We start from the raw sequence: 12,805 nt of genomic DNA on the forward strand, positions 1-12,805 counted from the left end.
CTAATCATCGAGGGACTCATGGGGTTCTGTAAATTGGAGTAAGATGTTATTCTCAATCTGCTGAATGGTAATAAGACCGAAGGCAATAGGAACGACCTCGTGCGTCTTGGGATTTACGACATAAAGAGAGGGTGTAATCTCAACGGCGAATCCTCTGGAAATTCCATTGTCTTGTTGGTTGTTTTTGAACCCTTCAAGCTTTGTCTGATCTAATGATACAGCAAATACTTCCCACTGATAGCGTTGAGCAAACGCTTTCACAACCAATGCAAAAGCAGCAGATGCCTTCTTCTTTCCCTCATAAAAAAAGAATAATCCTCGTTCTTTTGCTAATTGTCTGATGACGGTTTCTTTTTTCTCTTGAATCATCATCTTTTGAACTTGGATTCCATACTGAGAGACTGGAGATTTTGTCGTCTCATCCAAGAACGGCTTTTCTAGTAAAACATGAGTCCACGTTTGAGCAAATAAACCTGATTGATCAACCCATTTTTTCTGCATTTCCATGTATTGCCCAACGCTTTTTGTTGTTGGTCTTAACACTGCCTCAGCTAGGCTATTTTCCATTTCTTTTTTGACTTGAGCCAGTTCATCTGAAGGAGAGAGTGACTGTTTCATGACAGCAGCAGGAAGAGGTTGGACGGGAATTGTTTCTGGTTTTTCTTCTTCTTTTTCGAGATCCTCGTACCATGCCCAGCCCTCGGCTTTACGATCAATCCATCCAGCATTTGCAAAGGAGTGAATCAACACGACGAGAATCAATGCCCATCTAAAGTCTTTCATTGTGTACCTCATCATTTTCGACTTGTAAGCGGATGCGGTCTTGAAAGGCTTCCATTTTTTGCTCAAACCCGTCGGGCATTTTTTTAGGCAATTGATCGAAAACTTCTGTTAAGTCCATCTTTGAAAAATTCAACTTGGATAGCTCTTCCATACTAAATCCTCCACAGTCGGGATGCTTAGGCTCTCCCCATCCTTTCTTGAGTTGCCTACGACCTTCTTCATGCACAACACGAGCAAGTTTCGTAGAAAAACAGCAGAAAACGTGTTCGTCTCGACTCTTCCAAAGATCAAGCATCTTTTCTTCATAAGAACCGACGTAATAACAAAGACCATTCTCTCTTCTCTCGGCTAGCGATAATTCATCTGACGAGCACTTGCTTAGTCCAACTTGTTTTGCTAGCCCCGAGTATTTAAAGCAGCAGTCATACATGAGATCGTCAGCTACGTTCTTACTACACTGCAATTTCTCTCCTTTAAACACGGTGAGTTTAGTGGCATCAAAGTCTTGTGCTTTTTTCAGATCTTTTTCAGCCTCTTCAAACACAGATAGTTTGATCGCAACATCAGCAAATGAGTGGTTTGGTTGATATTCGGTTTTCCATTCCTCACCTAAGCCAAATACGCCTTTTGCCGATGTCCGCGTTTTGATTATCTTTGAAAAGCATCTAAATGATTTTTCCCAAAGAGCGCATCCAAAAGGTGTCTGTTGAATACAATGCTGTTCAAGCAATTCGCAGTTGTGTGTTTTTAAAAACAAACATTCGCGAATCAATGGAAACTGATAGACAAATGAAAGTTGTTCTTTCCAACATTTACGAGAAATGGAGTGTCCATTAATGGACTTGCTGGAGTTGGCATCTAAACATGTTTGTTGAACAAGCGTGCAATCTGGTGTCTGTATAAGAGAAAGTAGTGAAGGATCATAGTAAATCCACTCTTCTTTAGTGATGGATGCCTCCCGCTGGCAATTCTCACACGTTGCCGTACCACTCTTATGTCTCCACTTAACCAGGACGTTATAGCTCTCTTTCATCCCCCCACCCATAATTGACACATCATACCATTCAACAGTGGGATCAGCCGATAACTTGCCTTTATATTGCTTGATTGTAAGAGCTGCTTGTCCTCCAGTAGAATGTTTAATCACAAGCTCATGACCAAGGCACTTGGAAGGATGAGAGTCGACTACAATATTCAACTCTCTAATCAAAGAGATAACAAACGGATCTCCAGACTCTTTGCATCGGTGACTTTCGTGTTCGATTGTCTCTTCCTCAATAATCTCATCCTCTTTTTCAACGTTTTTAGAAATATTCTCTGAATGCTTTAAGAAAAACTCGTCTTTATGAAATCCCTGATTATCTTTGACGTTCTTAAGAACTCGATCACTTGTTACGAATTCATAAGCTTCTGAGTCATGATAGGTCCCCTTTTTCAACTTGTCTTTTGCCTCGTCCGCATCAAACGATTTTCTTTTTTGATTTGGGGGTAGTAAGTCATCTAAAGATATGCTTTTTCCCAACTCAAATGCTTTTTTGTTCTCTTCCCGAGCTAATGTTTTGCCTTCTTTTAATAGGTCTTTCATGGAAGGCTCTGCAAATCCACGCACAGAAATGGCAAGAAAGAACGCAATTAACCTCATCACCATGTCACACCACCTACAGTGGCTGCTGGTTTGACGGCATCCAAACAACACTGTTTTTTTATCCATAGCAAATAAACAAAGTCTTCCCCTTTAACAGGAAAAGCTTTACCTGTTCCCCATAGAACATCGCTTTTTCCAAGAGCATGGCAGCTCCCCTTTGTTTGTGGAATGGGATAAATCAATTGGGTTTTGTACAAGCTTTTTTTAATGATCGGCATATACGACGCTTCACAAAACTCCTTCTCGTCAAATCCCTTCATGAAACCTGTACGATGGAGCTTCGCAATGACACGATGGACCAACAAATAGCTGGCTTGTGCTGTACCTACATGATGGGCAACCGAGCCAGTAAAAGGGTAAAGAGAGCCTTCGCAGCCAGCACACCAAAAGAGTTTATCTAACGGCTTATTTGCGCTAGAAGCTGTACAATCCGTAAGGCAAGTTAGCTGTGCAAGGGGGTTGCTAAAAAGAGCTGATTCAGCATTCATGATCAAAGAGAGTTGATCGTCATACCAAGTCGGGTCAAGCTCTGATAGGTAAGCAAGGTCCAAATCGGCTTTTTCTACACAGGTAAAATCGGCAAATAGTCCAAGTAGACTAAATATTGGATAGGTGTACCAGTGGACATGATAAAAACTATACTGACTAGGGCCATCCCCTGTTATCCCGATTGTTCCACGGTTTTTTATTGTCTCATTGCCGATTGAAACTCCACCCAATCCAATGAGCTTATAAGCATGGCGTGTCACATCGACAAGTCGTGTAGGCTCCCAGAATGAAAGTGGAATACCCGCTTTTGGAGGTTTACCAGAACAGAAACAAACGTATTTACTATACTCTGCTTGATCTTGATAACTGGGAGTGACATTAACGCTGCTCACAGTAATAGGAAATAAGCACTCCCAACACACATCTGTAAAAGGATTCATCAATGTTCCTTCAGACGCAGATAATGCAGAAAAAAGAGGATATAGGATAAAGAGATGGAACCATTGACACTTCATTTCAATCGTTCCTTTAACTCTTTAGCTTTTTTGGTTTCCCCTTTTTCCAGCATTACGTAAAGTGCATATCCAACAGAGACATTACCAGTAACCTTGTCGAATGATGGACCTTCTCGTAAAACAAAACTGGGAACATGCGAAATCTCATATTGATTAAACAACTGGGGGTGAAGTTGAACTGTTGCATTCATCCCTTTGTTTTTTAGATGGATTAAATGTTCGGCTAGCTCTTTGAAGCTGTTGTTCGGAAGCCCCTGCAAGACAATCAGACCATCAATAGATTCTAACTCTTTAGATAAGGATAACCAAACATCATCAGGTACAGAAAAAGACATGAAAACAATGAACGGCGATTCAATATCATCTTTAAGTTCAGCTTGTAGGCATCCTTTGCATTTTTGTTCTATTGGTGGAAGAGAAGTTTGAGGACTCCAAATACCAAGCTCTTTCTTTTCTTTTATCAACTTTTCTCTGATCCAATGAATAGCTTCATCTTCAGAATGCTGAGATAAACCACCTAACCATTCTTGATCGATAACAGGTTCTTGAAAGTTCTCTGCGTGTAAACTTGAATAGAATAAGCTCAAGATAAGAGTGGCTGAATAGATCAAATTCATTCCCTCTCCTTTACAGGCGCTTCTTCTATTCTCAACCGAAGACCTTCTTGAGTGACTTTTGCTGGAATGCGTAAAATTCCTAATTTTTTTGTGAGATAACCAAACTGATCAAAAAAGACAGGTCTTTTTTCAAACTCTTCAAGCTCTAAAGGTTTCCCCTTTACTAAAACCCACTTCGCTTCCGATTGGCTTTTTGCCCATCTAAGATGAGACTCTTGCGTTGCATCAAAGAAAATCAATGTTTGTGCGAGAGACGTGATTGAAAGAGGGTTAATACATGTGCCCTTTTTAATAATAATCGCCCCTTCGTGATCTTGAATGTCCTGATTCATGCAAATCGTGGGATCAAAATAAAAGACTCGTTTGGTCGATGCATCAGTCAAATGAGATAAAGCTTTAGATTCTTTGCACGACTGCACAATACTCTTCTGAATCGTATTTTGGATGCTCAGCAGTTCGTCTTGAGAAAAAGAAGAAGACTTTCTAACAATCATTTCCAAAATATTCTCTTCGCCGATTTGAAACACATGCCCTTGAACACCCAAATCTTTCGAAAAAAGATCGAAAAAAACAGTAACTAAAGAACCTATAAAAACGATTTTCTTTATAAGAGAGGACATAGCTCCTCAACAAGTTGGTTTAACTGTACTAAACCGAATTCAGCATAACGTGAATCAAAACTTTGAGGATGCATAGCATAAACGAAAAAATATCCCTCTGGAATAAATCCTTCTTTAATAGGTGTCATGATTGATCCAGATCGAGAATGTGTCAAAATCTCTCCATACACCTTACCAGCGACATGAACCATCCCATTTTCGATACAAATCAAATCGCCGGGAATACCAACAATCTGCTTGGCTAGTTTACTCTTTGACAAAGGATGACGAATAGTCACATACATGTCTCTTTGTATGTGTTCAATTTTGGAGCTCGTAAAAAAATAGAATGGGAGGCTTTCAGAGGTGTTAATGCGAAAACCTTTGAAGGCATAATCACAGATCAAATAGGCTCCGACAACGACGTAAAAAATGACTAAAGACTTTAAAAGCTTACCTCGCCGCATATTCACCTACCATGTGGTTAATAGCGGCTGAGGTACTCATTCCAAGTTGAGTGAGTTCTTTCAATCGAGAATATTCTTCTGGTTTTGTGCTGTATAAAAGCTTTGAAAAGGGATCTAACACAATGCGGGCAATCGGATAGCCTCCATCTGCATCACAAATCATAACCTCTCTGAAATCTTCGTGAGGACTTGAAAGGCTCTCTAACATTTTTTTCTTATGTTCAGAGAAGTTGAGTTTACTAATAGAGGTGTCTTTTTGCTTGAGCAAACACATCCAATCTGAATTGTCAAATGCTGCCTGAGCACCCGGTGAATTAAAAAACTCTTCAAACCCTTGGGTTCCGATCACAAGCGATCCGTAGTATTTTCTTAACCGTCGCGCAAGAGTTTCGATAAAACTACTCGACTGTTTAGCTCTTAATAAGTCCCAAGCTTCGTCGATGCAAATATAAAAAGGAGTCTTTCTATCTCCTAAAAGAGCTTTGTTTGTGATTGTCATGATGCATAACTGCAAGACAACAGCTTGCAGATCTTTTTTATCTTTGAGCTCTTCTAGTTCAATGAGAACCATCGGATTGGTAAAATTGATATTATTTTCTCCCTCAAAATATTTCGCGTAAACTCCTTGTTTCGTGTAAGACATGAGCATTACAGCAATCGTATTAGCGACACCATCTTGACATGCATAGAGACTATCAACGACATCCGTAATCGTTGCTTGATTATACTTCTTGTCCCAAGCTTGACGAATAGCCATTTCAATGAGACCATCTTGATGGCGTGTGGTCCCAGCTGGGTCTACCATGCAAGAGATAATAGATTTTAAAGCGCTAAAGGATTCATTTCTTGCATCTTCATCTTCTTTAGAAATGTGCGTAAAAGGATTTAGACAAATAGGAGACGGAGACTCTTTAGAGAATTCAATATGTTGACCTCCCACCAAATCACACATTTTTTCAAAACTGCGACCAACTTCTAGAATGAAGACCTTTGCCCCTGTTCCCAATCCACTTAAAAGAAGATCCTGCATAAAAACCGACTTTCCAGAACCACTACGACCGATCACAACGATGTTGTAATTTCCTCCCTTGTTGTCAAATGGATTCCAGTTAATCACCTGTCCTCTGCGTCCTAACATGAGCATGCCGGGAGAATTAACCGTTCCTTGCCATTCTCCCTGCATGGGTACCAAATTTACACACTCACAAGCGAGAGTTGTTTTCAACAATCCACCCAAGCTCTTTAGGTCTGATACATATTCAGCCCATGTCATGGGTAATGAAGCTAAAAACTGAGGGAGATGAAGATAGTGGTTTTCAACTACTGTAAATTGATTGATACGAAATAGACTTTTGATCGATTGTTCTGCGCAAACAATCTCTTGAGGTGCAGCCCACACTCCGGCAGATAGTTGAGTCAAAACGAACTTAGATCCTCCTAAAAGACCTGCTCTTACAGATTCACATTCTTTAAGTTCTGATCCCAAGTCAGGGATAGTTCGCAGAAGCACTAGTGATTGTCCCTGTTTTTCAACAAACTGAGAGCGCTTCCAAAAATTATTTTCTTCTTTCGATTGATTAGGACAATGAACCCCATAATGCAAGTAGAAGGGATATTTCATGCGATAGGCATCTCTTAGTAAATCTCCGATCAAGCATTGCATTTGGTTAAGAGACCAATGATCCGGAGTCTTGGTTGCACGAAAACTTTTAAAAGACATATTGGTATCATTCTTCCACTCTAGACCATCCTCATTCCATTGGATGCTTCCCCCATTGACTAACTGATTCGATAGGGTTTCACACCAATTCCAACGCTCTTTTTTAACCTCTCTTTGGCTGGTAAAGTTAACGAGAGCTCCAACAGACTCCAAAAACTGATTAGCACTCCAGCTATAGGCATAGACAAAGGAACTAAGGGTTTTGAGAATGCGTTCCTTTTTAGTGATTAAACTAGATATCAGTGAAGGGTCATTCGTTTTTGGAACTGAATAGGACAAAATAAAGCGGAACATACGAGAGGACAACTGAGCACTATTCTTAAAATACTCTGCTCGCTTTTTCGCTATTTCTTTGATTATTTCCTTAGCTTCTTTACGAGCACCTTCCCATTTATCCAAAATCAAGCCGACGCGGTGATCGGCCCACAATAAACATTGGATAGAATCGCCTTCTTGTAAGATATCTTCGAAAATGCTAGATACCTCAGCCTGAATAGAGTGGTCGGCACCAAGCAAAGGAGACGTTTCAATCACAAACCCTAAGCTGTTTTTTCCGATAAATAGTCCATTTTCCTCGTCGTACGCCTCATAAGGTAAGATGTCTGCAAAAGAATGCCCAGAAAAGATCTTTTTCATCTGGCTTGAATCGTTTGGCGAAAAACCACGAGTATTATTCGGCTCTCCAAATAATCGATTAATCATCTCCCCAATTTTATTAAGCATAAAAAGCCCCTTGGGTAGAGAGACAAACAACCGCATATGATCTTTGTCCTGGCGAATATTCCTTTGTGTAAGGAATTTGCACTTCACCTAAGAAAATGTCAGGTCCATGAGTTGTCTCAATAATCATACTTTCAATATCAGAGCTTGATGTACAAGGAACGCCAATATCGGGAGGACAATCAAAATCATTTTCATAAACAGAACATGACCCTGCTAAAAATAGAAGGGGAAAAATCGATCTAAACATCTTTTTCATGGCTTATTAACTCTTTCAATTTCTGTTCAATAAATTGACTATCAGGAATATCCTTGAGGTACAGTTTCCCATTCATTTCAACCGTTGGAACTGCTGTGATGGTTTCTTTTTGACTTAAGAAAAGAAAGGCATCTTGAAACGAGGCTGTAGATGATAGATAAGATTTCTTTTGAAGCTCCGGCAGAGGTTTTTTAAAAACGTCCATTGCTTTTTCCATCAAACAGGCGCAAAGAGACGGATCTTCTAAGGCCGTTTCTTCTAAAATGGCCTCCAAAAATATCTGCTTTTCTTTTGGGCTTAATTTTTGCAAACATTCCATTCCTTGAAGTGTCAGCATATCCATTGGTACGGGATGAAAGGTCCAGTAGACTTGATCTGTATCAATAAACTTATTTTTCAGTTCTCGAAATTCTCTTTGAAAAAGGCTCGAACAGTTTGGGCATAAAAAAGAAAAATAGTGAATGACATGCACGGGTGCTTGAGGATTTCCATAGGCAATTAAGTATTCATCCTTTAGATGTGTCAACGCAAAAGCCTTACCCAAACTCAAGCATGCCACTAACCATAAGATCAGATTTTTCATGACTTTCTCCTGGCTGATTCACGGCAAGATTTTATTTGCTCTTTCACATGCAAATCACCAAGAGATGTCCCATGAGTAAATGTGATGTCTACCACACGACCAGCATTTACCTGTAAAACAGGCTGAACCTGCTCTGCTCGTCTGATATAGTAGTCAGCCAACATATCAAAAGCATTTCCAGCCCCATCCGCAGCGCCTTGCTTCAACATATCTCTTCCAACCGCGGTGTAATTATTCCAAGAATCTGATGGTCTTTTGCTTACAGCTGACTGGAGGATTTGTCCCGTGCCACTTAAAAAACCCGAAAAAGCAGCGTTCTTGATCATTTTTGTCGATTTATCAATGACAAGTCCTCTTAACCCAAAACGCCCATCTTCCCCACTAACATAGCCTGCCACCTCCATCTCAATTCCCTCTCCTTTGGGAGTAAAAAGAGACATCCGCTCCAATCTAATATACACACGCTCATTTGAAATGTTTCCAAATGCACTACCGATCACAAGACCTCCTTTCAATTGAGCCGTAAGATACTTGGGTAAATGACCATTATCGATGATTCTCAGCTTAACAGGCACAGGGTCGCTATTTGAAAATACGCCACACACCGCATCCACACTTGACACTAGTAAAGCTTTGACAGTCGTACCGGCAAAGATTTTTCCATCTATCGGCTCAGCTTTTTTCTTTTGAGAGGTAGCCTTATCAACTTCCATACAGATTTGAGTTAAAGGAGATCGCAAATGCACTTTTGCGTCTTCGTGATCACTATTGTGGTTAGGAGAAGAAAAAGGATCTAAATTGAAGGAAAACGAAGAAGACTCACTCTCAACTTGCTGATTTGTGACAGTTTCTGATTGAAATCTAGGCGTTTCTATTCTTTGTTCGCTTTTGAGCGTAATATCCTTTAGCTCCTGTTTCAGTTTGAAAAGCTCTTTTTTCAGGTCGGATTTTTCTATTTCATCGTCCTGTACTCTTCTTTTTTGATCGACTAGCAAGTCTTGTAAGTAAACGAGCTTCTGCTCCAAAATTTGGTTTTGAGCTTCGATTTTTTTATTCTGTCCTTCAAGTTGAGTCATCCAAATTTCTTGGTAATCAACTTTATCTCCAGGTAGTGAAACATGCTGATTAGAGACGACCGCCTGACGATGGCCCATATTAGCCATAAGAAAAAACACACCTAGGCCAAACACAAATGCAACGAGGCAAAATAAAAAGATCAACTTTTGTTTTTTTAAAATTTGTTGGGCTCGCTCTATCATGGTTTACCTACACAAACGATACCCAGTATCTTTTCGCGAGGCTTCAAAGTATGAGATTCCAGACAAATCCAAGTAGATCCTTCACATTTCAAATCTGCTTCTGAAATTTTTCTTTTCTTTTTCGAACTATTGACAATTTCGTAGATGTAAATAGTCGACGTTGTATTTTCCAATTTGACTATGTTCGTTCCTTGCAGACCGCATTTAATGGATCGATTCCATCTTGGCTGAGTACAGGAAACATATCCATCGGGGATCCTTCCTGATAAAATGTCGTTTACAAGAAGCTGACGCTGTTCTTCTTCTGTCATGTAAGGAGCGATACAGGAGGGAAGGGCATCTTTCGTTTCTTCTTCTTGCGCCTCGTTTAAAATGAGCACTTCGGACTCTTTGTTTTGAAAACTAAGCTCGATATCTTGTACAAGACCTGATTCAGTGATCAAAGCAAGAGCTAGGGGCTTTTCAATTTTCCCAACAGCATAAATAAACGCTTGGCCACTATGTTCCTCCAAGCTAATAGACAGATTCTCTTCTGGATAAATAATTTTTCTCACACGTCCATTTTGAATCATAATTCGGTTGTGATGATCGATCGAAAAGGAGCATCTCAATAGTTTCGTTGTGTCTAAATCATAGGAAAGCGTAGCTTCGATTGAACACATTCTAAAAATGGAGCTCAATGCAACAGTAAATAAAAACTTTAGATTCATTTTAGACACCACCACTTTTTGAGCCCTCATAAGAGGAGAGGCTTTTCAGTAGAAGCTTCGAATTGGAATAGGTAAAGTGAAGGATATATCCCTCATTTTCCGAAGAGACTTGTTTACCTGCAACATACGCTTGTCGATCGCCCAATAAAACAACTTCTAGCGTTTGGAGATTGACTTTCGCCTCTTTTGGGAAGAAAACGTAAGACGTGTTTTGCTTTTTCAGGGCCTCTTCTTCTTCGATGAGTTTTTGCCTTAAAATGCCAACATAGCTTGAATCCGTGTGACGTAAGAGCACGGCTCGCTGAAGAGGGGCGGATTGTAGAGATTTGTTAAGTAGCAAATTTCCTAAAAAACATCCCATTTGCTCTAAATAAGTAGGGGAGACTCCATTCGAATCGACCCAAAATTCCTTTTCGATAATAGGGGGAGTAATGACTATGCGCTCAGATTTAAAAAATAAAAAAGTAGAAGTCATGACTAATGACAAAGAAACTAATATTGAGATAGCCACTAAGACATTGCGTTGATAAATAAGAAAACGAATGTTTTTTTCTAAAACAAGAGCATTCACAGCATAAACTCGCGTATGTGAGATGAAGGGAGATTTTTGATGATTTTTTGTTTTCGCAGACGGCGAGTTGGCAAATACCAATAAATCATGTGCTTTAAAACAGGAAATTTTTTCTTAAACTTCGAACAGACAATTTTCAAAAAAATTCCTGAAAGGAGGATAAAAGGGCTTGCCATCATAAATCCGATCATAAGAGGAATGACCATCAATACAAACTCATCGATACTCCAAAAGATCACTCGTAGCGGATTATCCAAGGTTTTATAAAGTTGGTGTTTTTTCTCCATATCCATCTCTGCCAGACGTTTTTAATATCAGATTTATTTTTTATCCCTTTTATCCTGAATTTATTAAGGCAATAACATGGAAGAAACTTTAAAAAAGTCTAAGAAACTTGGAAGAAATCCCACAGCTAGACCAATTCCTCCAAATGTAAAGAGTGGGTTTATAGAAGAATGCGTAATGCATTGCCAAATTCCATAACCACCACCAATTCCTCCAGCGATATAAGTCATATTTCCGTAAACGAGATTGATGATTTTTTGCGTATGAGACTCTATTCCCTTCACGTCAAAAGATTCTGTCCCTGCAAATGCACAATCTGGTGCCAAAAATGCCAAGCCAATTCCTACGCAGAATATAGCCACAGATACTTTATTGCTCATGATTAACTCCTTTTAGATGAACACACAGATTTTTATCAAAACTCGATTTTTCCATCAATATCAATGTATTTATACATTCTTAACAGAGAATTAACACTAAATTTAATATTTTTTGTGAGAATACGTAGCCTTTTGACTATTTTAACTAAAAAAAAATCATTTAATGATGATTTGAAAGGCATAAAAATTAATTGATAGTCTATAACATCATTGACAACATTGATGATAAAGCTCCTATCGTTTGAACATCCTTCAAATCATCTAAAGGTACTTTTCTAAATTGAAATGTCGTCTGAGAAATGAACATGAATTCTGAAACTGTAGTCATTGAAATAACGTGGTAAAATTATGGAAAAACTAGAAATAACAGACGATTCAAAGCTTGAATCCAATGAATCTAAATCGCAGATATCCTATTGCGTCCGACTAAATAGAACGATTTATTATAAAATCAATGATCATATAACGATCATTAAGCGGCTATCAAATCGTTTTCTCTCCAAAAACAAGTGGATAGAAGATGCAATCAAAGAAAAGCTCGAACGGGAGAAAATATTACCTCCTGAACAAATTCGTGAAAAAACCGTTACCTTCTCCATCGATCGATCATTAAACAATGACATAGAACAACGAGTGAACTTTTTGAAATCAATACATAATTCATTCTCAAAAAGAAAATGGTTTGAAGAAGCTTTTTTCGAAAAACTCGAAAGAGATAGGCACAAATCACAAGAATTGATTGAAAAAATGGCTTCTCTTGCGAAGATTAAAAAATAAGCTTTTTTCTTCTTAAGTTATTGAAATTTAATTTATTCCGCAAAATTTTCATACATTAATGGCAAGTTAAACTCTTAAGAGTTTATTTTTCATTAAATCTTAACTGTTAAATCTTTGCGAAATAATTAAATTTATGAACACTTTCCACATGACAAAAAAAATTCGATTCACAATAGTAGTAATACTAACACATTAAACCACAGGTTTATTATGGCACGCGGACAAAAACTCCTGAAAAAACCCAAACGAGTAACTGTTTTACTAGAAGAGGAGCACTTCGAGTTTGTCAAACAAAAAGCTATTGATATGACTGTAAAAGAAAATAGAATCGTGACACCAACGGAAATCATGCGGGACGCCTTAGAACAATGCTACCCTCTTCCAGGTGTAACTAGAGAAGAATGTGCTTACAAGTTTGGATAAAAA

Annotated in this window: 16 protein-coding genes; 2 read left to right on the forward strand and 14 right to left on the reverse strand. The window is 38.8% G+C overall.

Annotated elements, in window-relative coordinates; translation table 11 throughout:
* The 14 genes from traF to PNK_RS12945 form a co-directional block, all read right to left on the reverse strand.
* Positions 1–783: a type-F conjugative transfer system pilin assembly protein TraF gene (gene traF / locus PNK_RS12880; protein WP_059062672.1), complete on the reverse strand. Its 783-nt coding sequence runs from the start codon at positions 781–783 to the stop codon at positions 1–3.
* Positions 770–2,431 (reverse strand): conjugal transfer protein TraN, encoded by a 1,662-nt coding sequence (traN, locus tag PNK_RS12885; RefSeq protein ID WP_059062673.1) that lies wholly within the window; start codon positions 2,429–2,431, stop codon positions 770–772. Before traN ends, traF begins: the two co-directional genes overlap by 14 nt.
* Positions 2,425–3,432, reverse strand: coding sequence for a TraU family protein (locus PNK_RS12890; protein WP_173636878.1), 1,008 nt, complete (start codon positions 3,430–3,432; stop codon positions 2,425–2,427). The genes traN and PNK_RS12890 overlap by 7 nt, the downstream gene beginning before the upstream one ends.
* A complete protein-coding gene (gene trbC / locus PNK_RS12895) occupies positions 3,429–4,049 on the reverse strand; it encodes a type-F conjugative transfer system pilin assembly protein TrbC (RefSeq protein ID WP_059062675.1) in 621 nt (206 codons plus the stop codon). The genes PNK_RS12890 and trbC overlap by 4 nt, the downstream gene beginning before the upstream one ends.
* The gene (gene traW / locus PNK_RS12900) at positions 4,046–4,669 is read right to left on the reverse strand and encodes a type-F conjugative transfer system protein TraW (RefSeq protein ID WP_059062677.1); all 624 of its coding nucleotides are present in this window, start codon (positions 4,667–4,669) and stop codon (positions 4,046–4,048) included. Before traW ends, trbC begins: the two co-directional genes overlap by 4 nt.
* A complete protein-coding gene (locus tag PNK_RS12905) occupies positions 4,654–5,115 on the reverse strand; it encodes a S26 family signal peptidase (protein WP_059062679.1) in 462 nt (153 codons plus the stop codon). Before PNK_RS12905 ends, traW begins: the two co-directional genes overlap by 16 nt.
* Positions 5,102–7,558 carry a type IV secretion system protein TraC gene (gene traC, locus PNK_RS12910; RefSeq protein ID WP_059062681.1) on the reverse strand — a complete coding sequence of 819 codons (2,457 nt, stop codon included), beginning with the start codon at positions 7,556–7,558 and terminating at the stop codon, positions 5,102–5,104. The genes PNK_RS12905 and traC overlap by 14 nt, the downstream gene beginning before the upstream one ends.
* Positions 7,551–7,814 carry a hypothetical protein gene (locus PNK_RS12915; RefSeq protein ID WP_059062683.1) on the reverse strand — a complete coding sequence of 88 codons (264 nt, stop codon included), beginning with the start codon at positions 7,812–7,814 and terminating at the stop codon, positions 7,551–7,553. Before PNK_RS12915 ends, traC begins: the two co-directional genes overlap by 8 nt.
* Positions 7,798–8,397, reverse strand: a complete 600-nt coding sequence (locus PNK_RS12920; RefSeq protein WP_059062685.1) for a thioredoxin domain-containing protein — start codon at positions 8,395–8,397, stop codon at positions 7,798–7,800. Before PNK_RS12920 ends, PNK_RS12915 begins: the two co-directional genes overlap by 17 nt.
* A complete protein-coding gene (locus PNK_RS12925) occupies positions 8,394–9,560 on the reverse strand; it encodes a TraB/VirB10 family protein (protein ID WP_158021840.1) in 1,167 nt (388 codons plus the stop codon). The genes PNK_RS12920 and PNK_RS12925 overlap by 4 nt, the downstream gene beginning before the upstream one ends.
* 92 nt (positions 9,561–9,652) lie before the next feature.
* On the reverse strand, positions 9,653–10,366 hold the full coding sequence (locus tag PNK_RS12930) for a TraK domain-containing protein (protein ID WP_059062689.1): 714 nt from the start codon (positions 10,364–10,366) through the stop codon (positions 9,653–9,655).
* Position 10,367: 1 nt separating this feature from the next.
* Entirely contained in the window at positions 10,368–10,937 is a 570-nt protein-coding gene (gene traE / locus PNK_RS12935) for a type IV conjugative transfer system protein TraE (protein WP_059062691.1), read from the reverse strand.
* Entirely contained in the window at positions 10,934–11,224 is a 291-nt protein-coding gene (gene traL, locus PNK_RS12940; protein ID WP_059062693.1) for a type IV conjugative transfer system protein TraL, read from the reverse strand. The genes traE and traL overlap by 4 nt, the downstream gene beginning before the upstream one ends.
* Before the next feature lie 63 nt (positions 11,225–11,287).
* On the reverse strand, positions 11,288–11,602 hold the full coding sequence (locus PNK_RS12945) for a hypothetical protein (protein WP_059062695.1): 315 nt from the start codon (positions 11,600–11,602) through the stop codon (positions 11,288–11,290).
* Positions 11,603–11,950: 348 nt separating this feature from the next.
* Between PNK_RS12945 and PNK_RS12950 the strand changes: the two genes are divergently transcribed.
* Both PNK_RS12950 and PNK_RS12955 read left to right on the forward strand, forming a co-directional pair.
* Positions 11,951–12,379: a hypothetical protein gene (locus PNK_RS12950; protein ID WP_059062697.1), complete on the forward strand. Its 429-nt coding sequence runs from the start codon at positions 11,951–11,953 to the stop codon at positions 12,377–12,379.
* A gap of 210 nt (positions 12,380–12,589) precedes the next feature.
* Positions 12,590–12,802 carry a hypothetical protein gene (locus PNK_RS12955; protein ID WP_059062698.1) on the forward strand — a complete coding sequence of 71 codons (213 nt, stop codon included), beginning with the start codon at positions 12,590–12,592 and terminating at the stop codon, positions 12,800–12,802.
* Positions 12,803–12,805: the final 3 nt, after the last annotated feature.

The organism is Candidatus Protochlamydia naegleriophila (assembly GCF_001499655.1).
Taxonomy (GTDB): Bacteria; Chlamydiota; Chlamydiia; order Chlamydiales; family Parachlamydiaceae; genus Protochlamydia; species Protochlamydia naegleriophila.

Excerpts from the sequence above, each read along its gene's own strand:
- traF (WP_059062672.1), bottom strand. The coding sequence starts at position 783 with ATGAAAGACTTTAGATGGGCATTGATTCTCGTCGTGTTGATTCACTCC.
- traN (WP_059062673.1), bottom strand. The coding sequence starts at position 2,431 with ATGGTGATGAGGTTAATTGCGTTCTTTCTTGCCATTTCTGTGCGTGGA.
- PNK_RS12890 (WP_173636878.1), bottom strand. The coding sequence starts at position 3,432 with ATGAAGTGTCAATGGTTCCATCTCTTTATCCTATATCCTCTTTTTTCT.
- trbC (WP_059062675.1), bottom strand. The coding sequence starts at position 4,049 with ATGAATTTGATCTATTCAGCCACTCTTATCTTGAGCTTATTCTATTCA.
- traW (WP_059062677.1), bottom strand. The coding sequence starts at position 4,669 with ATGTCCTCTCTTATAAAGAAAATCGTTTTTATAGGTTCTTTAGTTACT.
- PNK_RS12905 (WP_059062679.1), bottom strand. The coding sequence starts at position 5,115 with ATGCGGCGAGGTAAGCTTTTAAAGTCTTTAGTCATTTTTTACGTCGTT.
- traC (WP_059062681.1), bottom strand. The coding sequence starts at position 7,558 with ATGCTTAATAAAATTGGGGAGATGATTAATCGATTATTTGGAGAGCCG.
- PNK_RS12915 (WP_059062683.1), bottom strand. The coding sequence starts at position 7,814 with ATGAAAAAGATGTTTAGATCGATTTTTCCCCTTCTATTTTTAGCAGGG.
- PNK_RS12920 (WP_059062685.1), bottom strand. The coding sequence starts at position 8,397 with ATGAAAAATCTGATCTTATGGTTAGTGGCATGCTTGAGTTTGGGTAAG.
- PNK_RS12925 (WP_158021840.1), bottom strand. The coding sequence starts at position 9,560 with ATGGCTAATATGGGCCATCGTCAGGCGGTCGTCTCTAATCAGCATGTT.
- PNK_RS12930 (WP_059062689.1), bottom strand. The coding sequence starts at position 10,366 with ATGAATCTAAAGTTTTTATTTACTGTTGCATTGAGCTCCATTTTTAGA.
- traL (WP_059062693.1), bottom strand. The coding sequence starts at position 11,224 with ATGGAGAAAAAACACCAACTTTATAAAACCTTGGATAATCCGCTACGA.
- PNK_RS12945 (WP_059062695.1), bottom strand. The coding sequence starts at position 11,602 with ATGAGCAATAAAGTATCTGTGGCTATATTCTGCGTAGGAATTGGCTTG.
- PNK_RS12950 (WP_059062697.1), top strand. The coding sequence starts at position 11,951 with ATGGAAAAACTAGAAATAACAGACGATTCAAAGCTTGAATCCAATGAA.
- PNK_RS12955 (WP_059062698.1), top strand. The coding sequence starts at position 12,590 with ATGGCACGCGGACAAAAACTCCTGAAAAAACCCAAACGAGTAACTGTT.